This window comes from Streptomyces sp. SCA2-17, from assembly GCF_044336695.1.
Genome location: NZ_CP117521.1, coordinates 4,003,753 through 4,026,370, shown reverse-complemented (window position 1 = coordinate 4,026,370; position 22,618 = coordinate 4,003,753). Strand labels below are relative to the sequence as shown.

Sequence of the window (22,618 nt, the reverse complement as noted above, 5' to 3'; positions counted from 1 at the left end):
GTGGCCCGTCAGCCGGTGACGCGGACGGATTTGATGATCTCGCTGATGTCGTCGTCGGAGAGCTTCCCCTTCACCGCGTTGATCCGGACCAGGAACGCCTCGTCCTTCTTGTCCATGCCTACGACGTCCACCCCGGTCATCCGGGTCCCCTTGGGGGGCGTGTTCTGCAAGCCGGTCGACGTGAACTCGTAGTCGACGCGCCGCGCGTCGTCCGTCCCCCGGACCGCGATCTTCTTCTGGCCGCCGAGCGTCGAGCCCAGCTGGACGCTGGCCTCGGCGCCGATGGCCGCCGTCTCGGCCGAGGTGGCCGTGGTGAAGTTGAGCTGCACGCCGATCTTGGCGACCGTCTTCTCACCTTCGCTGAGCACGGCGGCCGCCGCGGTGTGGCTGCCCCGGTCGGCGGCGCCGAGCTCGGTGAAGCCGGGCGGGCAGGAGACCGTGAGCCGCTGGGCGTCCAGGGACTTCCAGCCCTCGCCGGGCGCGGCGCCCGCGCCCTTCTCGCTGCCGCAGCCGGCGAGCAGCACCGCGGCCAGGGCCCCGGCCCCGGCGGCCTTCAGGGAGCGCAGCACTTGCTTCACGTCCATGCCCTTTCCATCCTGGCCATCCGGCCCTCTTCCGTCGCGTGGCGGCCCACCGGTCACTTCGCGCAGTAGCTGTACGGTACGTACCCGCGCTTGCCGTTCGCAGGTGCACCCAGGAACTGGGCCTCGTCCAGCTTCTGCTTGCTGTGCTCCGTGGTCACCTTGAAGCCGAGGCTGAGTCCCAGCGTGAGGTCGAAGCCGTACTCCGCCGCGCTGGATTCGCCGTTGTAGTGCATCTTGCTCGACATGCCCTTGTCGAAGAGGAGCCGGCCGAAGGGGTCGTCGTCGCCGGGCCGGTCCGTCGGCGCGTGGTCGCCGAACATGTACGAGAACGGGGCCGTGTTGTCGCCGGACCCGTCCAGCCATTTCTCGGCGACGGCACGGTCGGCGTCGCCCTGGTCGCCCTTGTCGAACACGATGGAGTTCGTGACCACGTCGACGTCGCTCGTCTTCGAGCTGCCGCCCGCCTTGGCGCCGCCGCCCTTCTTGTCGTCCCCGGACTTTCCGTTGTCCTTCGAGCCGGCGGCCTTGCCGCCGTCGTTGGCCTTCCGGTCGACCGTCTGGGTCATGTCGATGCGGGTGAGCTTGCCGGTCTTCTTGTCCCGGGTGACCGTCATGGTCCCGGTGCGGGCGACCGTGCCCTCGGAGGTCCCGCTGAGGCCGCCGGCCTCGACGCCGGCCTTGCCGCCGTACTCCATGCCGGCCGAGTACGTGTACGCCTTGGTACCGGTGATGTCGTTGTTGGTGAAGGTGACCTCCGGCGAGAACTTGAACTTTCCGCCCAGCTGGGCGGACAGCTTCTTCTCATCAGCGGCGGACAGCTTCAGCCCGGCTTCGGCGGACGCCTCCAGACCGATCTTGCCGTAGCCGATGTGCCGGTCCCCGAGCTTCTTCTCGATCTTCTCGCGCTCCTTGGCGTACTGGTACCCCGCGTACCAGTTGCCGCCGCCCATGCCGCCGTACTTCGCGGAGGTCTCCCAGGTCTTCATGACCTCGATGTCCTTGCGGAACTTCTCGGCCTGCTCGGGGCTGTCGAAGGCCCACGTGTCACCGTTGGTGACCTTGACGCCCGCACCGAGCTCGACCTTGTCGGTGCCCAGCTTGCCGACCTTGAGGCCCGGCTTCCACTCTCCGGTGGCCCCGACCGAGGCGGCGTCGGTGAAGGTCAGGTAGACCTTCTGGTCCTTGCCGTCGACCTTGCCGTCCCCGTTGACGTCGGTCTTCGCCTGGAAGGTCTGCTGCTGGAAGCCGTACTCGTTGCCCCACTTGAACCAGGCGATCTTGGCCTCGCTGCCGGCGGTGTCGGCGACGGTGGCGATGTTGCACAGCGGGGGTTCGTAGTCGGCGTCGGTCTTCCCCTGTGCCGTGCCACCGTCCGCCGGTCCACCGCAGGCACCGCCCAGCGCCCGGCAGATCTTGTCCTTGATCTGGCCGCCGATCGACTGCCCCACCTCCGTGGTGAGGAGAGCGGCGATGACGGCGACGACCACGACCACCGTGCCGATGTAGTCGGTGGTGGTCTGCCCGAGATCGCCCCAGGGCCGGCCGGCTCGTTCGTGGCGCCCCTCCAGGAGCCGGTCCAGCAGGAAGGCGGCCGTCCCGCCGAGGAAGAGGGAGGCCACCGCCATCCACACGCCCTCCGCGACGAGGACGTCCCGGCTGTTCACCAGGCCCCGCAGCGTCGCGGCGGCCGGCACCGCGGCCACGGCCACCGCGTGCGGCAGCGGCCGGTGCCGGTACGGCTCGCGGTGCAGCCGGGCCGCGGCCAGTCCCGTGAGCAGGGCGACGAGCGCGTTGGGCACGTGGATCAGGGCGACCCGCCAGCCGAACGCCTCCAGCCTCGCCGCCGTGCCCAAGGCGTCCAGCGGCAGGAACCCCAGCAGATAGCCGGCGGCGAACATCACCAGCAGGGCGGCCGCCCAGGCCCGCGCCAGGGCGAAGAGGGCGCCGGCGCGGGACGGGGGCAGTACTCCGGGAGCGCCGCCTCCGGGCTCCGCCGACCAGTTGTGCCGTGCTCCGCTGCCGCCCATGCCCCGCGCCTCCCCCAGGTGATCACGTTGTCGTCACGCTAGCGGGCGGGGGATGCGCGGTCTTGGGCCCGGAGACCCAATCCGGGCCCAACGGCGGTCAGTTGGAACGGGGGAAGGACACCTCCACGCGGCGGTTCTTCGTACGCCCCTCTTCCGTGTCGTTGGACGCTATGGGCGCGTCCTCGGCGTAGCCGCGGATCTCGTAGCGCACGTCGGAGCCGAGCGTCTTGGAGAGCTCCTTCTGCACGGCGTCGGCGCGCTGCTTGGAGAGCTCCATGCCGTGCTCGTGCGAACCGAGGTTGTCGGTGAAGCCGAAGACGTTGACCTGCCGGGCGTTCTGCTTCTTGATCTCGTCGGCGATGGCGGTGATGCGGTCGTTCGCGGCGGGGTTGAGGTCCGCGCTGTCCTTGGGGAAGAGCACCTCGGCCTGGAGCTGGAACTTCACGTCCGACTCGGAGTCCTCGCGGCGCTCGGACTCGCTCTCGTCGCCGACGATGGTCTTGAGGTCGAGGACCTTGGGCGGGGCGAGCGTCCTGCCGGGCTCCAGCTTGAGGCCGGGGGCCTTGGGGTCGACCTTCCCCTTGAAGACGGAAGGGGCGGCGGGCGCGTCGTCGGCCGCCGCGGTCGTGACGGCGGTTCCCGTCAGGGCGGTGGCGAGGACGGCGGAGGCCAGCAGGGTCGCGCTGTGCGTGCGGAGCTTCCTCATGGGGTCACGCATCCGTCAGCTTCAGGGTGGCCGCCTGGAACGTGGGGATCTGGATGTCCACGGCGGTCGTGCTCTTCGGCGGCGCGGGGAACTGCATGAACACCTTCTGCTCGGACTTGGCCTTGATGATCCCCAGGCTCATGCTCGCCAGCGGGCGGTTCTCCGTGTCGCGCAGCGTGTAGTAGCGCTTCTTCTCCGTGGCGTCCACGAGCGTGGCGCCTCCCAGGGAGTCACCGGCCGCCTGCTTCACGGCGATCTCCGGCCCGGACCACTGGCTGGTCTCGGTGAAGTCCTCGTCGGCCACGTTGCGGAGGGTGCCGCTGACGGTCACGAAACCACTGGCGCTGCGGGCCGCGGACGTGATGTCGAGGGAGATGCCCTGCGCCCCCTTGAGCGTCGCGATCACCTTGGTGTCGCTCGCCCGGCCGGGCCCGGAGTCCTGCTTGGCCGGCTGGTCGGCCGCGGCGGGCTTCTCCTCCTTCTTGTCGTCGCTTCCGCAGGCGGACAGCGTCAACGCGAGCGCCGCCGCCAGGGATACGGCCGCCGCAGCGCGACGCACCTGGGAGATCTGCCTCATGGCCATTACCGCTCGTCCTCTGCTCATCGTTCACGCACTCGGCGCATGGTCAGTCGGAAAGCTTCACTGAAAACAGGTCCGCCACCGTCGGGAAGTTCCGCATGCCGTCCGGGGCACCGGGGTCGAGGTCCCACGTCCGTCCGTCGGCGCAGCGCAGTTTCACGTGCGCGGGGGCGTCCTGCCCCTTCTCCGGCTTCCCGGGCTTGTCCGGCACGTCCGGCTTCCGGTCGCCCCGGGCGGGGACGTCGTCCTTCGTGTCCTTCGCGGGGGGCTGCACGGAGCAGGCCCTGGGGACGATGACGGCGGTGGCCGTGGCTTCCGGGTGTTCCTTCTCGGTGCCCGGGATCACGGAGCTGCCCATCGACTCCCGGGTGCGCACGGTGACCGTGAAGCCGGTGCGGCCCCACCCGAGGGAGCGGCAGCCGCGGTCCCCGGGGAGCACGTCGGAGCCGTTCCGCCCGGCGAACCGGCCGGCCGCCTCACAGGCGCGCTTGGTGAAGAAGCCGCGGCCCTTCAGCAGGCCGTCCCAGCTCGCCGGGTCGGCAAGGGCGTTGAGCAGCCCGGCACGGAGCTGTTCCCTGGCGTCCTGCGCCGCGGCCAGCGCCGCGGCGTCGGCGGCGGACTGGGCGCCGTTGCGCGAGGCGGCGGCCTGCCCCACCGCGAAGTACGCGAACGCGAGGAAGAGCAGGCCCGCCACCACCGTGATGTAGATGGGGAGGGCCTGCCCTGCCTCGCGATGCCGCCGCACGCTCGTGACGATCAGGTCTTGACCTTGTTGATGGCCGCCTTGATCTTGTTCTTGATGACGTCGCCGATGTCCGTGAAGCCCGCGATGGCCGCCATGATCGCGACGACCACGACGATCATTCCGATGTACTCGACGGCGGTCTGGCCCTTGGTGCGCTCGTGACGGAACATCCGCTCGATGCAGGTGTCCCGCCACGAAGCACAGCGGACCTGTGTGCCGACCGCTGTCTTCAGCAGCTTGTCGTTCATTGTCTTCCCCTCCGGCTCCGGCCGGCTCCCTGCCGGCCGTTGCGTAAGTCCGTGCGTCGCCCACGACCCGGGTTGCCACCTGGCCCGGCTCGTCCGCGACATGAGAAACGTACGCTCCGACACCGGCTCCGGTCGTGGGCCCCAAGGCCCATTGCCGGACCCAAATCCCTCCCTGGGTCTCACGGGTGACGTCCTGGGCCCGGGGCCGCGGCCGGCGCTCAGCCATGGCTCCGCCCGTTCTCCCGGGCCGCGTCGAGCCAGAGCACGATGGCCTGGCTGCGGCTGGCGGCGTGCAGCTTGGCGAAGATGCGGTTGATGTGGTTCTTGACCGTCTTCTCGCTGATGAAGCAGGTGGCGGCTATCTGCGCGTTGGACATCCCCGACGCGATCAACCCCATCACCTCCTCCTCCCGCCGGCTGAGCCCGTACCGGGCGGAGCCGCTGCCTTCCCGCCGCACGGCTTGCTCAGAGGCAGACTGTGCCACATCAGCTTGTCCCGGCGAAGGGCGTCTCAGCCGCCGCAGGGGCGCGGAAAGCCTGCGGGCATGCCCGCCTTCGCCGCTCCGGTCGCCGTTCTCCCCTCCCCGGCCTCCCGTTTCGCCGCCCGGCCCGCGAACGGGCGGCGCGGCAGGGGCCCCCGGAACCGGCGGCACCATGGGGTGGGCGGTGCCCGCCCCGCTGCCGAGCCCGTCCGGCAGCCCCTGCGCCGGCGGGCCGAACCCCGCCCCGTCCCGCAGCTGTGCCAGCAGGGCGGTGGAGGCCGTCGCCGTGAAGTGGGCCCGGCCCGCCTTGATGTTGCGCACGGCCGCGACCAGTTCGTCGGCGGTGAACTCGCCGTGCACCAGGTAGCCGCTCGCGCCCAGGCGCAGCGCCTCGTGCACGATCTCGGCCTCCTGGCTGTACGTCAGCATCATGACGGCCGACAGGCCCACGAGGTACGGCAGTGCGGAGATCCCGTCCACGCCGGGCATGCGCACGTCCAGCAGCACGACGTCCGGCCGGTGCAGGTACGCGGCCTCGTACGCCTGCCGGCCGTCGGCGGCTTCGGCGACCACCTCGATGTCCGCGCGGCCGGAGAGCAGGGCGGTGAGACCGGCGCGGACGACGGGGTTGTCGTCGGCGACGACGACGCGGAGCGGCGCGGTGCCGGCCGCGAACGGCGGTCCGGCGGGCTGCGCTTGCCCGGCCGGGGGCGCCTTCGGCTGTGCGGCCGCGGGGAGCGGGCCGGGGTGGGGGCGGGCCTGCGGCGGGGCGAAGGGGGTGTCGTGGGACATGGGCGGCCTCCTCTCGGTGGGGACGGGTCAGGGCGAGCGGCGGAACGGCCGGCGCTTCGGCGGGCTCACGGGCGGGACGGCCGGCAGGGCGGTCCAGTCCTCACCGGGGGGCGGCGGTGCCTGGACGGCCGGTCCGAGCGCCGCCAGCGGGAACTCGATGCGGACCTCGGTGCCTTGGACGGCCCGGCCCTTGCCGATCCGCAGCCGGGCCCCGATGCGTGCCGCGCGCTCCACCATGCCGACGAGGCCGAAGTGCCCGGCCCGCCGGAGGTCGTCGAGCGAGGTGCCGGGCGGCAGCCCGCGCCCGTCGTCGCGGACGCAGATGCGCAGGCTGCCGCGGATCACCTCGGCGGAGACGTCGAGGCGTTTCGCCCCGGCGTGCCGGTGGGCGTTCTCCATCGCTTCGGAGGCGATGGTGAGCAGGTGCCGGGCGACGGCCTGGGGCACGGCAGGCACGGGGGCCCGGTGGAAGGCGGCTTCCAGGCCCGTGCGGCGCCCGAAGTCGGCCACGCGGCCCTCCAGTTCCTCGGAGACGTCCACGCCCCCGTCCAGACCGGATTCCCGCCTGAGGTCGGAGAGGAGCTCGCGGGATTCGGCGGCGGCGCGGCGCGCGGACCGGGCCACCAGCTCGGCCCGGCCCTTGAGCTGCTGCGGATCCATGCGGTCCGCCGAGTGGGCGAGGCCGTCGGCCGCCAGGGCCAGGCCGTGGAGGGTCTTGGCGACGGAGTCGTGCATCTCCCGGGCGAGCCGGGCCCGCTCGCTGCCGACGGCCTCGCTCACGGCGAGCCGCGACCGGGTCACGGTGAGGGCTTCGCTCGCGGCCCCGATGCGGAGCACGAGGCCGCGCAGGGTGGAACCGACGGCCCCCGCGAGGACGCAGACGCCGGGCAGGAAGGTGACGTCGGCCGCCGTGAAGGAGAGGTGCCGGTCGCCCGCGTAGGCGAGCAGGACGATCAGGATGGTCAGGCAGGCGAAGATCCCCGCCCCGCGCAGGCCGTACACCAGCCCCGCGAGCAGCGGGGTGCAGATGGTGACGTAGGCCAGCGGGCTGTCCGGGGTCGCCGTGAAGAGCATCAGGGCGCCGAAGACCGTGTCGAGGCCCAGCAGGGCGGGGTGCCGGAGCAGCAGCGGTCCGAACCGCTCCCAGTCGCGGATGAGGATGTACGAGCCCATGAAGGTGCCGAGGACCGCGCCTCCGACGAGCCAGGTCGGCCAGCCGCGCTGGGCGCCGTAGAGCGTGAAGGGCGTGGCCAGCGCGATCATCGCGAGGCGGAAGCCGAAGACCTGCCGGCACAGCGCCTGCAGGGCGCTGAGCTGGATGGCCGGCGCGGGTTCGCCGCCGCCCGTGCCCGCCGCGGGGGCGGGAAGGGGGCCGGGCGGGGCCGCCGCCGAGGGGCCGGTGTGGTGCGCCATGGTGTCGTCGGGTCTCACGGGTCAGCCCGTCAGGCCGGAGCCGAGGAACATTCCGGCGCCGATCAGGATGATCGTCGCCGGCACCATGATCATGGTGACGATGGTGGTGGCCTTGGGCACGGCCTTGGCGGCCTTGCGCCGGGCGTTCTGGGCGTCCGTGCGGCGCATGTCGTTGGCGATGGCGATGAGCGTGTCGACGATGGGCGTGCCCAGCTCCTCGCCCTGCTGGAGCGCGGTGACGAACATGGCGACCTGTTCGGAGTCGTTGCGCTTGCGCAGCCCGGCGAAGGCCTGCCGGCGGCTGACGCCCATGTCCATCTGGCGCAGGGTGATGCGCAGTTCGTCGGACCAGGGGCCGTCGTACTTCTCGGCCGTCCGGTCGAGGGCCTGCCGGAAGCCGAGGCCCGCGGAGACGACGACGGCGAGGACGTCGAGGAAGTCGGGCAGGGTGCGCTCGATGGCCTCCTTGCGCGCGCGGATGGCCGACCAGATGCCCACCTCCACCCAGACGGCGCCGAAGCCGAGCATCACGAGGGCCAGCAGCACCTGCTGGTTGGCGACCATGGCCAGGGCGCCGATCGCGCCGGTGAATCCGTAGACGAAGCGGCGTGCGGCGTACCGGTCGATGGTGAGACCGCCCGGGTTGCCCGCCATGTCGATCCTGCGGCGGGTCTTGTTGACGCGTTCCGGGCCCATCATGCGCAGCACCATCGGCGCGTAGCGCATGCCCATGCGGTCGATGGCGGATCCCGCGGCGCTGGTGCGGGTGGCGCCGACCTCCAGGGCGATGGCGAGGTCCGGCGGGAGCTTGGCGTCGGAGCGGTAGAGCCGGTAGCCCGAGAAGACTCCGACGATGGAGAGGCCCATGACGAGGGCGAGCAGAAGTCCCATGGAAAAGGCCTCTCAGACGTCGATCTTGCCGAGGCGGCGGACGAGGAAGAACCCCAGCGTGTACAGGCCGATGGAGATGATCACGGCGCCCTGGCCGATCGCCGAACCCGTGATCTTGTCGAGGGCCCCGGGCCAGATCCGGTCCATGACGAGCATGGCGCCCAGGCCCATCGCGGGCACGATGTAGGCGGTGGCGGTGACCTGCGAGAGCTGGGTGCGCACCTCGCGGCGGGTCTCCTTGCGCTCCTCCAGCGTGACGGTGAGGTTGCGCAGCGAGCTGACGACCGTACCGCCCGCCTTGTTGGACAGGACGAGCGTGGTGACGAGGACGACCAGCTCCCGGGAGGGCAGCCGCTTGGCCAGTTCGTCGAGGGCGTCGTCCAGGGTGTGGCCGACGGCCAGCTGGTCGGCGACCCGGGCGAGCTCCTCGCCGGCGGGGTTCTCCAGCTCCTCGGCGGCCATGGCGAGCGCCGTGCGCAGGGCGAGTCCCGCCTGGGTCGCGTTGGCGACGACGCGCGAGAGCTCCGGCAGCTGGTTGATGAACTTCTCGTTGCGCTTCTGGCGCTGCCAGTTGAGGTAGGCGAAGGCACCCCAGAGGCCGGCGCCCGCCGCGATGGGGCCGAAGAACGGGGCGAGCAGCAGGCTGGCCAGCAGCCACAGGCCGACGACCGCGCCGACCATGGCGACGAAGAACTCGCCGGGGGTCAGGGTGAGGCCGGTGGCCGCGAGCCGGTGCTCGATCTTCTTGCCGAAGGCGGTCCTGCGTATCCGGCGGTCGATGCCCCGGAAGGAGCGCCGCTGTCCGCCGCCCCTCGCCCGGTGCGACCGGGCGAGCCGGTCGACCAGCGCCGCGCGCTCCGCCTTGCCCGAGGCGTAAGCGTGCACGCCCGTGATCGCGAGCACGCAGCCCAGCAGCGTGGCGCCGATCGTCAGTAGCGCGTACTTGTCCATGTCCGTGAGCAGGCTTCCTAGTTGGCTTCTCTGGTGGCGAGCTGGTCGTCGGAGGCGGCCACCCCGAAGGCGGGCGGGACGGGCTCGTTCTTGAGGTAGAGCCGGTCGGCGACGCGGCGCGGCAGCGGGAAGTAGGCGAATTCGCCGTGCACGACGCCGTCCGCCGAGATGGGCCGGGCGTGGAACCGGCACACCGTGGTGATCTTGTAGTCCTCCCGGCCGCGGGAGTCGAGGACCGCTATCTCGCTGATCTTGCGGGTGCCGTCGGCGTTGCGGCTCAGCTGGACGATGACGTCCACCGCGCTGTTGATCTGGTCCTTCAGCGCCGGGAACGGGATCTCGACCTCGGACATCGAGGCGAGCGTCTGCAGGCGCATGAGGGCGTCCTCGGCGTTGTTGGCGTGGACGGTGGCCAGGGAGCCGTCGTGGCCGGTGGACATGGCCTGGAGCATGTCGAGCGTCTCGCCGCCGCGGACCTCGCCGATGATGATCCGGTCGGGGCGCATCCGGAGCGAGTTGCGGACCAGGTCGCGAATGGTGATCTGGCCCTTGCCCTCGACGTTCGGGGGCCGCGACTCCAGGGTGATGACGTGCTCCTGCTGGAGCCGGAGCTCCGCGGAGTCCTCGATGGTGATGATGCGCTCGTGCTCCGGGATCAGCCCGGAGAGGGCGTTGAGCAGGGTCGTCTTCCCGGAGCCGGTCGCCCCGGAGACGATGACGTTGAACTTGGCCCGCACCAGCGCGTTGAGGAGCACCAGCATGTTCCCGTCCAGCGAGCCCAGGCCGATCATCTCCTGCAGGGTGTAGGCCCGGGGGAAGCGGCGGATGGTGAGCGTCGCGCCGGAGAGCGCCAGCGGCGGGATGATCACGTTGACGCGCTCGCCGGAGGGCAGGCGGGCGTCCACCATGGGGTTGGACTCGTCGACGCGCCGGTTGACGGTCGAGACGATCCGCTCGATCGTCTGCAGCAGCTGTTCGTCGGAGGCGAAGCGGAGCGGCAGCCGCTCCACCCGGCCGGCCCGCTCCACGAAGATCTGGTCCGGACCGTTCACCATGATCTCGGTGATGGAGGCGTCTTCCAGCAGCGGCTCCAGGATGCCGAGGCCGAGCGCCTCGTCCACCACGCGGCGGATGAGCATGGAGCGCTCGTGCGTGGAGAGGACCGGCCCCTCCCGGCTGATGATGTGGCCGAGGACCCTCTCCAGCCGGGCCCTGCGCTCGGCCGCGGCCAGCGAGGACATCTCCGCGAGGTCGATCTCCTCCAGCAGCTTGGCGCGGTAGACCGCGACGAGGTGGTTCTCCTCGTGCTGTCCGCCGGCCGCCTCGGGAGCGTGGATGCGCGCCCTCAGGCTCATGATCGGGACTCCTTCTGATGGGTGCTCGGGCTGGTGGGGTGGCTGCGCCTCAGGGCCGGGCGGCGTCCGCGGGCATGGTCACGGACTTCGTGGTGCTGCCCAGGTCGAACGCGATGACCGACGGGATCCGCACCGTGACCGTCGCCGTGACCTCCCCGGGCCCGGTCCGGCACCCGACCTCGGCCCGCTTCGCGATCCATCCGCTCATGGCGGCGTGCCCGGCCGCCCGGCACCCGGCCGGACCGGGGCGCGAGGCCGCCCGGGCCGCGGCGCGCGCCCCGGTGCCGGCCTGCTCCACCGCGTAGGCGGCGAGGCCGATCTGCACCAGGGCCAGCCCCAGCAGGACCAGCAGGGGGAGCATGCCGATGAACTCGACCGCCGCCTGCCCCCGGTCCCCGCGGGCCGTCCGTCGCTTCCGTCTCTCCACGGCCATCGTTCAGCCCTCCTTCGCGGCCGCGGCCTCGCCGGTGACCGTGAAGGGAAACCCGCCCAGCCCCGGGAAGACCACCGGGATCTCCAGCTCGACCTCCGCCCGGTACAGCCCGGCGCCGAAGTCGTCGCGGCACGTGACCGCCGCGGAGTCCCGCCAGTCGCCCGACAGGCTCTTCAGGGCGGCGTCGCGGCACGCGCCGCCCTCCTGCCCCGCCCTCGCGACGGCGCCCCGGCGGGCCGCCTTGTCGGCGGCGTCGCCGGCGAGGGTGTAGGTGTAGCCGGCGAGCGCGCACTCCCAGAGGACGAGCAGCACCAGGATGATCAGCGGCAGGATGCCGAGGAACTCGACGGACACCTGCCCGTGGTCGCGGTGCGCCCGCACGGCGAGCCGTGCGCGTCGCCGCGTCACCGTCCCGCTCCCGCGGTTCCGTCCGGCCCGGCGTCCGGTCGTATCTCCTCGTCGTCCCCGCGCCGCCGCAGGAAGCCGGCCGCTCCCCGGTCGCCGCGGTACCGGGGGCGCCGGCCCTTGCCGGCCGCGTGCTGGCCGGCGCTGCGCACCAGCCCCAGCTCCCCCGCCAGCGCCCACATGGCCTGCTTGACCACGCTGCGGCTGTCGAGGTCCTGCATCCGCCCGGCGTCCACCGCGGGCTGCAAGTCCTTGAAGTGGGCCGGGATGGCCGACCGGGCGACCCGCGCGCCCACGATCCGCTCGACGAGCGGCGGCTGGATCTCGGTGTTGCGCACGGCCCGGTTCACCACGGCCAGGGTCTCCTCGGCCTTGCGGACCTGGAGGCGCTCCCACATCCCCACCATGCGCTTGGCGGCCCGGACGGAGACGACGTCGGGGGTGAGGACGAGGGCGGCGATGTCCGCCATCTCGACGGCCGCCGCATTGGCTCCGGTCACCTGCGTTCCGCAGTCGATGACCACGACCTGGTAGCGGCTGCGGAGCGCGCTGACGAGCTGGCGGGCCGTCCGCTCGCTGACCTCTTCGGCGCGCTCGCCCTCGCCGGGGGCGAGCAGCAGGCCGAGACCGGTCTCGTGGTTGAAGACGACGTCTTGCAGGACGCGCGGGGAGATGTCGTGTATGTCGGCGAGGTCGGCGACGGAGCGCCGGAACTGCACGTCCAGGTACGAGGCGATGTCGCCGCCCTGCAGGTCCAGGTCCACCAGCGCGACGTGCCGGCCGGAGGCCCGGGCGGCGAGCGCGAGCTGGATGCTGATGACCGACGTGCCCACGCCGCCCTTGGCTCCGGTGACGGTGACGACCGTGCCGCCGGGCCCGCTGGGGACGTCGACGTCCGCGGCCAGGTGCTTGCGCACGCCGACGGCCCAGTTCCCGGTGGCGCGGACCCGGGCCTGGAGTTCGTCGTACGACAGGGGCAGGCCGACGACTCCCCGCGCGCCCGCGTCCATGGCCGCGGAGAACAGGGCGGGGGTGGTGTCCGCCGTGATGAGGATGACGCCGGCCGCCGGGAACCGGAGCGCCACCTCCCGGACCAGTTCCAGGGCGGGCAGCGGTCCGATGCGCTCGTGCACGAGGACGACCTCGGGGAGGTCGGCGACGGATTCGTGGGCGAGCTGGGCGAGGGTGTCCAGCAACAGGGTGGAGTTGCCGACGGGCTGGGCGGGATCGGTGTCCGGGAGCTGGCTCAGCAGCGCCGTAACCGAACGGGCGGCGTCCGCGTCACCGACGGCCGGGAGGATTCTTGTGGCCATCCGTTACCTCACTTGTCGCCGTTCAGGGTGTAGTCCCGCTGGTTCGGCGGGATGGTGGTGTCGCTGCCGGGCGCGACGAGCGCGAGGCGGACGTGGGAGGCGAAGGATTCGGCGTAGGCGACGCGCTGGGCGTCGAGGGTCTCCAGGGCGAAGGTGATCGGAACGGCCTCGCCGCCGCTCTGGGCGTCCCCCTGCTTGGGCTGCAGGGCGGTCAGCTTGCCCACGTCGATGACCTTGGCGTTGCTGACGATCACCTTGGACCGCGGCTGGCCGGCGCCGTCGGAACCGCTGCCGCTGCCACTGCCGCTCGTGGCGGCGAAGGTCGCGTAGATGTTCACGGTGGCTCCGGGCGTGATCTTGCCCGCGACGCCCGTCGCGGCGTCGATCATGATGGCGATCTCCTGCTGTCCCGGCTTCAGGGCGGGCCGGTCGGCGATCATGTCGGACTGCAGGAGCGACCCCTCGCGCAGGGGGTTGACCGCTATCTTCCCCGTGACGTCGTCCAGGTTGGTCACGGCGGTCTTCGGCAGCCAGCGCTTGGGCAGGGACACCTTCCGGAACTGCCCGGCCTCCAGCGACCGGTAGGCGGGCACGTCCGACTTCAGCTCGTACGCCGTGACCTCCGGGCCCACCTTGGAGTCGACATCACTGATCACCGAGAGGACCCCGACGAAGGCGGCGAAGGCGCACACGACGGAGAGAAGCAGCAGGATGACGCCGCGTCGCTGGCGTGAGTTCATGGTTGCGGACTACCTCGTTCAAGGGTGGGTTCGATGAGCGGCGGTGCGGGGCGCGCCGGGACGTGCTCCGTGCAGCCCGGTGCTCGTGCGGTTGCCCGGGCACGCGCCGCCCCGCCGCGGAGCGGCGAAGGGCCGGGCGGTGCCCTCTGTGCGTCACTCGGAGGACTGTCCCTGCGGCCCGGCTTCGGCGGTAACGACGCCGCCGGAGGCCGGTTGGTTCGCGTGAGGCGTGAGAGGTGCGGCGCAGAAGACGCAGCGGTCGCCGATGAGCTCCAGACCGCACCACCTGCACGCCTGCCGGCGGACGGAGAAGACGAGCTGGGCGAGCACCGAGGCGTCCCCGATCCCGGCGACGAACTCGACCAGCTTGTCGGTTCCCCACCAGCGCGCGGATTCTTCCGGCAGGCCGGCCTGATGGAGCGTCTGGACGCCCCACGCGGGGGCCAGCTCGCCCGTGACCCAGTCCGCGCCGGCCTTCCCCTGGGCGACGGTCATGTAGGTGCCGAACTTCGGGCCGGGGAGGGTGGCGCCGTCGCCGATCCGGATCAGCCGGGGCTCCGGCCCGGCCAGCACCCCGAACTGGGAACCGGGCAGCCAGGACTTCGCGTGGGCCTTGAGCCCCACCGGGACGTGGTCGAGCCGTGCGACGGAGTTCAGGAGCGCGCCCGCGTAGAGGTAGTGGGGGAAGAGGCGCGCGGCCGAACCGACGACGCCGGGGCCGAGGTCGAAGACGGAGATCTGCCGCAGCTGCCGGGCGAGGACGGCCAGGGCCAAGGGCGGCAGGTCGACCTGGAGCAGCGCGATCCGGCCGTCCGCCATGACCGAGCGGATCGTCTGCAGCCGCCGCCGGTGGGCCGCGGGGAGCGAGGCGGGGTAGAGCACGACGACATGGCCGGACCGCTCCACCAGCGCCTGCACGCCGGCGAGGGCCTCGTCCAGCGACTGCCCGCCCGGCGCCCGGAGCACCGCCGCGGACGGCGTCTGCGCTTCCAGCGGCGCCAGCACCAGATCGTCACCGGTAACTGCTATGGCGGTCGGCACGTCTGACTCCCCGTCCCCTCCGGCCGCTTCGTGGATCAAGCGGTCGCAAATCAGTCTCCCCCGTCGTGCTGCCTCAGCACTTTATCCGTGCCATAGGAGCCCGGAGAACACCTTCTCTTTCCCCGGCAGGAGCCGCCGGCAGCACCAACTGGAAGCAAATCCGGACAGACTGGGCGCCCCGCTCCGCACGCCTTGCGGATCCTACGCCGGACCGGAATTCGAAAAATCGAATTTCCACCCGGAAGGCACCTGCGGAGCAATGGACGCCCGCCCCGGCGAACCATGATCTTTTTGGGCCCCGCGGTGGGCCCGTGGGCCCACGACCCGGCCGTCTCCGCGGGCTAGCGTGACCGGGAATGATCAAGTACAGAGGGCGCGGGGGCATGAGCGGCGGCATAGGCAACAACTTCGGTCCCGGCAGGGCGGACCATCTTCACGGACCTCCGCCCCGGCAAGGGTCCGGCGTCTTCTTCTCGACGATGCGCTCCTGGGCGGCCGCGGTCGCCCTCCTCTTCGTCAGCGGGTACGTGCTCGACGCGGTCGCCCTCGACGACCTGGCGACCGCGGGCCGGCTCGCCTCCTTCGGCTGGCGGGTCGCGCTCATCCACGTCCCGAACACGCTGTACGTGACGCTCGCCGTCTGGGCGGCGGCACGGCTCCACCCGGAGCCGCACCGGGACTCCCTGCCGCTGCACCTCCTGGCCGCGCTGGGCATACCGTTCCTCACCTGCACCCGGACGGTCGTCGAGGGCTGGGACGTCCTCGCCCCCGAAGGCATCGGCATGACCGCCGCCGCCCTCGTCCTGGGCGGGGCCTGCGGGCTCCTCCTGGCCAGGCTGCGGCGTTCCCGGCCCGAGCCCGGGGCCTACGCCTGGGGCGATTCCGGAGTGACCGCGACCGAGTACATCGGGACGGTCGTCGTGGTGGTCGCCGTGATGGCGAGCCTCATCAGCACCGCCATGGGCAAGTCCATCGCCGACACCATCAAGGGCAAGCTCTGCCAGGCTTTCGGCGGCGCGTGCGGCGACGGCACGGAGACCCGGGCCGGGGACGGGAGCAAGCTCAGCAACGCCGACTTCGAGCCGACGATGTGCAACACCGCCAACACGAGCAGCACGGCGGGCCAGGAAGTGAAGATCGCCTGGTTCAAGCTGGGCAACGAGTACGGCTTCCAGCAGCAGAAGTTCAAGGTGCGGGAAGTCGACAAGGACGGGAAGCCCGTTCTGGGCAAGGACGGAAAACCCGTCTACAAGGACCGGGTCCGGCTCACTTTCAGCGAGGCCGGAAAGGCGGGCGTTGCTTTCTCTCCCAAATGGGGCGGGAAGCTCGGCAAACTCGACGAGGACGGCAAGTCCGAAGTGGAGCTGTCCGGTGGCGTGAAGGTCACCGCGGGCGACACCTGGCAGTTCGACAGCCAGGAGGAGGCCGACAAGTTCCGCGACAAGCTGGAGCGGCTGCAGAGCGCCAAGGCCGGAATGCAGTACGCCAGGGATTCGCCCCTGGTGGCCGCCCGCTCGGCCGACCATTACATGAAGCTCCAGAAAGAGGTCAACAACACGATCAACGCGGGCCACCTCTCCTACGGCTCCGTGGGCCTGGAAGGCGCCGGCGACCTCAAGCTCTCCGGCTCGATCGACGACCAGATCGAGGGCAAGCTCGGCGGCAAGGTCAAGGTCGCCCCCACCGCGACGATCACCAAGGACGGCATCAACCACACCACGTCCAAGACCTTCGCCTTCAAGGTGGAGGGCAGCACGGGCGGAGAGGCCAGCGCCGGGGGGACCAAGGTCTCGGCGGAGAACGGAGCCGGGGTCACCGGCGCCATCACGGTCACCCGCGACGAGGGCCATCACCTGAAGCGGATCATCATGACCCGCACCCAGGAGAACTCCGGCAAGGCCGGCGGCAAGCACGAGGCCTCGAGCGACGAGAAGGTCCCGGACCAGAACGACAAGGGCAAGGACAACAAGAACGCCGGCAAGTCCAAGGGCAAGGGGTCGGTCAGCGGCTCGGCCAAGGACACCGTGACCGAGGTCGTCACGACCACGCTCGACATCAACGACGACACGCAGCGGGATACCGCCGAGAAGTGGCTGAAGGGGAACGGCAAGTACGGGACGCCCCTCGAAATGCTGCTCTTCGACGGGGCTCCCACGGAGAAGCCCGGTGACGACGACAAGTTCGGCCAGCTGATGTTCGAAGACGGCAAGTCCAGCAAGCTCACCTACGACGGCGTCACCGACGCCGCGGAGTTCGGCGCCGAACTCAACCTCGGCATGGTCTCCTTCGGCTACACCGCGAACGTGGAGGCCAGCAAGGACCACGTCCGCCAGAAGGACGCGGAGTTCCTGGGCGCCCCGCAGGACGGAAAGCGCAGCTACCTGCCGATGACGCTCTGCTCGAAGTAGCGGCCTCGAGTGATATCACTGCCGGACAGCCATCCAGAGAGCGAGACCCGATGATCAGCGCCACCGTACGCCGCGCCACGGCAGCCGCCGCGACCACCGCCCTCGCGGGCCTCCTCGCGGCCGGCTGCGGTAGCGAGAAGGCCGGGGAGGCGGCCGTCCCCGAGGGGTGGCGGACGCTGGACGCACAGCAGGTCAGCGTCGCCTACCCGAAGGGGTTCGCGGAGCTGGCCGAGGACAAGCTCCCCAAGTCCGCCACGGCCGAGGCGGACCTGGTGGAGGGCGGGAAGACCGTCGCCCGCGTGATCGTGCAGGTCCGGTTCATGGAGACGAGCGACCTGGACATGGCGGTCGCGGGCGCGGACGCGGCGTACGAATTCGGCGGCACGGCCAAGGACAAGGAGGACGTGAAGGTGCCCGGGACGAGCCGGGCCACGCGGATCGGCCACGAGTTCACGTCCAGCGGCGCCGACGGGTCTCCTCCGCGGGGCACCGAGATGACCGCCGTCGACGTCGTCGGCATGGACAAGGACGACAAGCCCTGGGTCGTACGGGTCACCGCGCCGAAGGGGAAGCTCTCGCAGGACGACCTGGACGGGATCCTGAAGTCCATCAAGGTGACCGGCTGACGGTCCCGTGCGCTAGCGCTTCGGCCACACGTCCGTCACGTACAACCAGAGAACCACCAGGCTGGTCAGAAAGAAGGAACCGCTCACCACTATCCCGAAAAGGCCCCCGAGCAAGGGGGAAAGGGTGCGCGCTCCCATGACGGTCGCCGTCCGCTCCGGGTCCTCGGTCCGGTAGCGGACGGTGACCGTTCTGCCTTCCCGCATGAGCATGGTGGGTTCCTCGAACTCCACCGCCCGGCCGTCGGCCGTGGTGAAGCCGTAGACGTGGTGCATGCGCGTGAAGCCGTCGGAGCCTTCCGTTCCGTAGCTGCGCACGCAACGGCCTTCCGCGCGCTCGCCGAAGAAGACGGACCTCAGCGAGGTCAGCCATTCGTGCACGCACTTGCAGAGGATCCATGCGGTGCCCGCCACGAAGAGCAGAAGGACGATCAGGGTGGTCATGCCCGCAGCCTAATGACGGCTGCCGGAACCCTTGACAGGGCAAATGGTCTGGACCAACTTGTACGCCACGGCGGCCACCGTTCCCACCCTCCCTCGCCTGTTCTCCCACTCCCCACCGGAGGCACCAGTGGAGCACTCACGCCTGCCCCGTCACAGACGCCGCACAGCCCGTCTCTGCACCCTCCTGGCCGCGGGCCTCGCGCTCGCCGGTCTCCCCGCCTTCCCCGCCTTCGGTGCAGGGCCGGCGCATGCCGCCGTTGACGGCAACCTCGCCAAGAACCCCGGTTTCGAGTCCGGTCTGGCCGGGTGGACGTGTTCCGGCGGCAGCGGCGCCGTCGTCGCGTCCCCCGTGCACTCCGGAAGCGGTGCGCTCAAGGCCGTGCCCGCCGGGGCGGACCACGCCCGGTGTGCGCAGACCGTCGCTGTACGGCCCGGCTCCTCGTACACGCTGAGCGCGTGGGTGCAGGGCTCCTACGTGTATCTCGGCGCCGACGGCACGGGGACGACGGACGTGTCCACATGGACGCCGTCCGCGGGGTCCTGGCAGCAGCTCACCACCACCTTCACCACGGGCCCCGCCACCACCTCCGTCACCGTCTACACCCATGGGTGGTACGGGCAGCCCGCCTACTTCGCCGACGACATCACCCTGACGGGGCCGGGCGGCGGCGACCCCGGGGAGCCGGTGCCCGGTGCTCCGGGCGGGCTCAGGGCAGGGGCCGTGACCGCCTCGTCCGTGGCCCTGGCCTGGGACGCGGTGCCCGGCGCCACGGGCTACAACGTCTACCGGGACGGCACCAAGGTGCTCTCGGCGGAGGCGGCTTCGGCCACCGTGACGGGGCTCGCGGCCTCGACCTCGTACCGGTTCGAGGTCTCGGCCACCAACGCCGCCGGAGAGTCCCCGAAGTCGGCAGCGGTGACGGCCACGACGAGCCCGGGCGGCGGCGACCCGGGCCCCGGGCCCTCGGTACCCGAGCACGCCGTCACCGGCTACTGGCAGAACTTCAGCAACGGTGCCACGGTCCAGAAGATCAGTGACGTGCAGAGCCAGTACGACATCATCGCCGTCGCCTTCGCCGACGCCACCGCCACGCCCGGCGCGGTCGACTTCCGGCTCGACCCCGCGCTGAACTACACCGAGGCGCAGTTCAAAGCCGACATCGCGGCCAAACGGGCGGCCGGGAAGAGCGTCGTCCTCTCCATCGGCGGCGAGCGCGGCACGATCACCGTCAACGACGCCTCCTCCGCGGCGCACTTCGCGGACAGCGTCTACGCCCTGATGCGGGAGTACGGGTTCGACGGCGTCGACATCGACCTGGAGAACGGGCTGAACCCCACCTACATGACGCAGGCGCTGCGCGCGCTGTCGGCGAAGGCAGGAAGCGGGCTCGTCATCACCATGGCGCCGCAGACGATCGACATGCAGTCGACGTCGGCGGGCTATTTCCGGACCGCGCTCAACATCAAGGACATCCTGACCGTCGTCAACATGCAGTACTACAACTCGGGTTCCATGAACGGCTGCGACGGCAAGGTCTACGCGCAGGGGTCGGTCGACTTCCTCACCGCGCTCGCCTGCATCCAGCTCGAAGGCGGCCTCGACCCCTCACAGGTCGGCCTGGGCCTGCCCGCCTCGCCCCGCGCCGCGGGCAGCGGCTACGTGTCCCCGTCGGTGGTCAACAGCGCGCTGGACTGCCTGGCGAAGGGCACGGGCTGCGGGTCGTTCAAGCCGTCGCGGACGTATCCCGGGATCCGCGGCGCCATGACGTGGTCGACCAACTGGGACGCGGCAAACGGCAGTTCCTGGTCGGGCACGGTCGGCCCGCACGTGCACGGGCTGCCGTAACCCTGGGCGCCCACCGCACACCCGCCCGCTGCCGGACCGGCCCGGAGGCCCGTCCGGCAGCAGGGCGTGGGTGGCGGAACGTTACGGCTTGGGAAGCTCGCAGCCCGGGAGGCTCAGGTCCAGCTTGTTGCCGGTGGCGAAGCACTTGGCGATGCCGTACGTCTCCTGGGCGTAGTTGATGCCCTGCCGCACGGTCACCTGGCCGTTCTCGTCGACCTCGCACGGGTTGTTCATCGTGCAGCGCTCGCCGCTCTCGTTGCCGGTGTTGTTGATCGCGATGACCTTGCCGGTGTTCGCGTCGACCACCGGCGAGCCGGACGTGCCGCCTATCGTGTTGCACGACGAGGTGTAGCGGAGCGAATCCTTCCAGGTCCAGTCGGCCTCGCGGAGCTGGTGGACGAACCCGTCGGCGTTGCAGCTGTAGATCCGCTTCCAGAAGCCGGAGACGACCTTGATGGCCGTGCCGGCCACGGGGTGGTCGGGTGACAGGTTCAGAGCGTCGATCTTGTACCGCTGCTTGATCTGCGCGTACGTCGTGTTCAGCTCGTAGAGGGTGACATCCGTGTCCGTCATCGTGGCGTATGAGACTTTTGCGGCACGCAGTGTGGCAACCTTGCCCGCACTGGAGTTCAGCAGGCTGAAGGTCCGCGTGGACGGCCGGTCGGTGATGACCTCGCCGGGCCCCGGCATGCCGGTCTCCAGGCAGTGTCCGTTGGTCATGACGAGGCCGGGGTCGTTGTCCGACGAGCCCGGAAGGCGGATCAGGGAGCCTGAACAGTTGCTGAGCGCCACGGTGCCCGCGAAGTCGACCGCCTTGGACCCGGCCTTGGCGGCGCCCGCCGCGCCGTCCGGGGAAGCCGCGGTGGCGGTGCCCGCACCGGCCACGGTCGCTCCGGTGAGGAGCAGTGTGGCGAGCGCACCGACGAGAGGTCTTCTCATGGGGGGTGGTTCCTCTCTGAGCCGAGCCGAAGCCCTGTTCGGTTTTGACATGCGCATTGTTGGTGCCGGTGGGGGCGGGCGCAATCAACAGGACCGAAGTCACCGGAGTGGCGCACAACTTGGCCGGATTCCCCCGCCTCCCTTACGTTGACCCGTTCATGACACAGCTCGACACTGACCACGCACCCCCTGTACCCCCTTTTCCCTCCCTCGCGTCACCCCCCACGTGACACCCCCCAGCGAGATCTGTCCACGCGAGACCTGTCCACGCGACCTGTCCACGCGACAGCTCTCCACGCGACACCCCCCACCCGTCGCACGACCGGAACCCCCCAGGAGACCGCATGCGACCGCGTTCGCGCGGCAGATGGGCGACCGCCCTCGCCGCCGTGCTCACCCTGGCCCTGGCCGTCCCCGCCGCCTCGCGCGGCGCCGAGGAGGCCCGCGGGACCCACGAGTACGAGGTCACCGGCCCTCGTACCGCAGCCCAGCGCACCGCCGTCGCCGCGACCGGCGTCTCCGTCGACGCCGTGCGGGGCGCCTCGATCGTCGTCACGGCCGACGACGCCCAGGCCGAGCACATCCGCCGGATGGGCTACAAGGTCAGCCGGCTGCCCGGCCCGCCGGACCGCTCGGGCGGCCGGGCCACCGAGCCGTACGACTTCCCGCCGGAGGACGCGAAGTACCACAACTACAAGGAGGCCATGGCGGAGATCGACGCCGGCGTCGCCGCCCACCCGTCGATCATGAGCAAGAAGGTCATCGGCAAGTCCTACGAGGGCCGTGACATCGTCGCCGTCAAGATCAGCGACAACGTCGCCACGGACGAGGACGAGCCCGAGGTGCTCTTCACCGCGCACCAGCACGCGCGCGAGCACCTCACCATCGAGATGGCCCTCTACCTGCTCAAGGAGTTCGGCTCCAAGTACGGCAGCGACCCGCGCGTCACCAAGATGGTCGACTCGCGCGAGATCTGGGTCGTGCCCGACGTCAACCCCGACGGGGGCGAATACGACATCGCCACCGGCTCGTACCGCGGCTGGCGCAAGAACCGCCAGCCCAACGCCGGCTCCGCCTCCCGCGGCACCGACCTCAACCGCAACTGGAACTACAAGTGGGGCTGCTGCGGCGGCTCCTCCGGCAGCCCCGGCTCCGAGACCTACCGCGGCACGGCGGGCGAGTCCGCGCCCGAGGTGAAGGTCGTCGCCGACTTCGTCCGCAGCCGGATCGTCGGCGGCAAGCAGCAGATCAAGTCGGGCATCGACTTCCACACGTACAGCGAGCTGGTCATGTGGCCCTTCGGCTACACCTACGACGACACCGGGCCCGGCATGAGCCAGGACGAGCACGACGTCTACGCCACGCTCGGCAAGTCCATGGCCGCCAGCAACGGCTACAAGCCCGAGCAGTCCAGCGACCTCTACACCACCGACGGGACCATCGACGACTGGCTCTGGGGCGACCAGCGGATCTTCTCGTACACCTTCGAGATGTATCCGAACGAGAGCGGCGCGGGCGGCGGCTTCTACCCGCCCGACGAGGTGATCGACCGGGAGGTCGTGCGCAACCGCGAAGCGGTGCTGCAACTGCTGGAGGCCTCGGACTGCATGTACCGGGTCATCGGCAAGGAGGCGCAGTACTGCAAGAAGTAG

22 protein-coding genes are annotated in these 22,618 nt (G+C 70.9%); 4 read left to right on the top strand and 18 right to left on the bottom strand.

Annotation, left to right across the window (positions count from 1 at the left end):
- Positions 1–8: 8 nt before the first annotated feature.
- The 16 genes from PS271_RS18245 to PS271_RS18170 form a co-directional block, all read right to left on the bottom strand.
- Positions 9–584 carry a hypothetical protein gene (locus PS271_RS18245; protein WP_398383002.1) on the bottom strand — a complete coding sequence of 192 codons (576 nt, stop codon included), beginning with the start codon at positions 582–584 and terminating at the stop codon, positions 9–11.
- Positions 585–637: 53 nt separating this feature from the next.
- A complete protein-coding gene (locus PS271_RS18240) occupies positions 638–2,611 on the bottom strand; it encodes a hypothetical protein (protein ID WP_398383001.1) in 1,974 nt (657 codons plus the stop codon).
- A gap of 97 nt (positions 2,612–2,708) precedes the next feature.
- Positions 2,709–3,317: an OmpA family protein gene (locus tag PS271_RS18235; protein ID WP_398383000.1), complete on the bottom strand. Its 609-nt coding sequence runs from the start codon at positions 3,315–3,317 to the stop codon at positions 2,709–2,711.
- Between the two features lie 4 nt (positions 3,318–3,321).
- On the bottom strand, positions 3,322–3,900 hold the full coding sequence (locus tag PS271_RS18230) for a hypothetical protein (RefSeq protein ID WP_398382999.1): 579 nt from the start codon (positions 3,898–3,900) through the stop codon (positions 3,322–3,324).
- 43 nt (positions 3,901–3,943) lie between these two features.
- Positions 3,944–4,642, bottom strand: a complete 699-nt coding sequence (locus PS271_RS18225) for a pilus assembly protein TadG-related protein (RefSeq protein WP_398382997.1) — start codon at positions 4,640–4,642, stop codon at positions 3,944–3,946.
- Between the two features lie 11 nt (positions 4,643–4,653).
- Positions 4,654–4,890: a Flp family type IVb pilin gene (locus PS271_RS18220; RefSeq protein WP_398382996.1), complete on the bottom strand. Its 237-nt coding sequence runs from the start codon at positions 4,888–4,890 to the stop codon at positions 4,654–4,656.
- A 218-nt stretch (positions 4,891–5,108) separates the two neighbouring features.
- Positions 5,109–6,164 (bottom strand): response regulator, encoded by a 1,056-nt coding sequence (locus PS271_RS18215; RefSeq protein WP_398382995.1) that lies wholly within the window; start codon positions 6,162–6,164, stop codon positions 5,109–5,111.
- Positions 6,165–6,191: 27 nt separating this feature from the next.
- Entirely contained in the window at positions 6,192–7,577 is a 1,386-nt protein-coding gene (locus PS271_RS18210) for a DUF8745 domain-containing protein (protein WP_398386921.1), read from the bottom strand.
- A gap of 21 nt (positions 7,578–7,598) precedes the next feature.
- Positions 7,599–8,468: a DUF5936 domain-containing protein gene (locus tag PS271_RS18205; protein WP_398382993.1), complete on the bottom strand. Its 870-nt coding sequence runs from the start codon at positions 8,466–8,468 to the stop codon at positions 7,599–7,601.
- A 12-nt stretch (positions 8,469–8,480) separates the two neighbouring features.
- On the bottom strand, positions 8,481–9,419 hold the full coding sequence (locus PS271_RS18200; protein ID WP_398382992.1) for a type II secretion system F family protein: 939 nt from the start codon (positions 9,417–9,419) through the stop codon (positions 8,481–8,483).
- 17 nt (positions 9,420–9,436) lie between these two features.
- Complete coding sequence (locus PS271_RS18195; RefSeq protein ID WP_398382990.1) at positions 9,437–10,774, bottom strand: TadA family conjugal transfer-associated ATPase; 1,338 nt, start codon at positions 10,772–10,774, stop codon at positions 9,437–9,439.
- A gap of 49 nt (positions 10,775–10,823) precedes the next feature.
- Positions 10,824–11,207 carry a TadE/TadG family type IV pilus assembly protein gene (locus tag PS271_RS18190; protein WP_398382988.1) on the bottom strand — a complete coding sequence of 128 codons (384 nt, stop codon included), beginning with the start codon at positions 11,205–11,207 and terminating at the stop codon, positions 10,824–10,826.
- A gap of 3 nt (positions 11,208–11,210) precedes the next feature.
- Complete coding sequence (locus PS271_RS18185) at positions 11,211–11,615, bottom strand: TadE/TadG family type IV pilus assembly protein (RefSeq protein ID WP_398382986.1); 405 nt, start codon at positions 11,613–11,615, stop codon at positions 11,211–11,213.
- The gene (locus PS271_RS18180) at positions 11,612–12,925 is read right to left on the bottom strand and encodes a CpaE/TadZ family protein (protein ID WP_398382984.1); all 1,314 of its coding nucleotides are present in this window, start codon (positions 12,923–12,925) and stop codon (positions 11,612–11,614) included. Before PS271_RS18180 ends, PS271_RS18185 begins: the two co-directional genes overlap by 4 nt.
- 8 nt (positions 12,926–12,933) lie before the next feature.
- On the bottom strand, positions 12,934–13,665 hold the full coding sequence (gene cpaB, locus PS271_RS18175; RefSeq protein WP_398382983.1) for a Flp pilus assembly protein CpaB: 732 nt from the start codon (positions 13,663–13,665) through the stop codon (positions 12,934–12,936).
- Between the two features lie 153 nt (positions 13,666–13,818).
- Positions 13,819–14,706, bottom strand: coding sequence for a hypothetical protein (locus tag PS271_RS18170; RefSeq protein WP_398382981.1), 888 nt, complete (start codon positions 14,704–14,706; stop codon positions 13,819–13,821).
- Between the two features lie 356 nt (positions 14,707–15,062).
- Here PS271_RS18170 and PS271_RS18165 point away from each other — a divergent pair, with 356 nt between their 5' ends.
- Together PS271_RS18165 and PS271_RS18160 are read left to right on the top strand one after the other, a co-directional pair.
- Complete coding sequence (locus PS271_RS18165; protein ID WP_398382979.1) at positions 15,063–17,114, top strand: hypothetical protein; 2,052 nt, start codon at positions 15,063–15,065, stop codon at positions 17,112–17,114.
- A gap of 50 nt (positions 17,115–17,164) precedes the next feature.
- Positions 17,165–17,740 carry a hypothetical protein gene (locus tag PS271_RS18160; protein ID WP_398382977.1) on the top strand — a complete coding sequence of 192 codons (576 nt, stop codon included), beginning with the start codon at positions 17,165–17,167 and terminating at the stop codon, positions 17,738–17,740.
- 12 nt (positions 17,741–17,752) lie between these two features.
- Here the strand turns inward: PS271_RS18160 and PS271_RS18155 are convergent, their stop codons facing one another.
- Positions 17,753–18,181: a DUF3592 domain-containing protein gene (locus tag PS271_RS18155; RefSeq protein ID WP_398382975.1), complete on the bottom strand. Its 429-nt coding sequence runs from the start codon at positions 18,179–18,181 to the stop codon at positions 17,753–17,755.
- A 43-nt stretch (positions 18,182–18,224) separates the two neighbouring features.
- Here PS271_RS18155 and PS271_RS18150 point away from each other — a divergent pair, with 43 nt between their 5' ends.
- A complete protein-coding gene (locus PS271_RS18150; RefSeq protein ID WP_398382973.1) occupies positions 18,225–20,027 on the top strand; it encodes a chitinase in 1,803 nt (600 codons plus the stop codon).
- 81 nt (positions 20,028–20,108) lie between these two features.
- On the opposite strand, the gene PS271_RS18145 is transcribed toward PS271_RS18150, so the two are convergent.
- Complete coding sequence (locus PS271_RS18145) at positions 20,109–20,966, bottom strand: S1 family peptidase (protein WP_398382971.1); 858 nt, start codon at positions 20,964–20,966, stop codon at positions 20,109–20,111.
- A 344-nt stretch (positions 20,967–21,310) separates the two neighbouring features.
- Between PS271_RS18145 and PS271_RS18140 the strand changes: the two genes are divergently transcribed.
- Complete coding sequence (locus PS271_RS18140) at positions 21,311–22,618, top strand: M14 family metallopeptidase (protein ID WP_398382969.1); 1,308 nt, start codon at positions 21,311–21,313, stop codon at positions 22,616–22,618.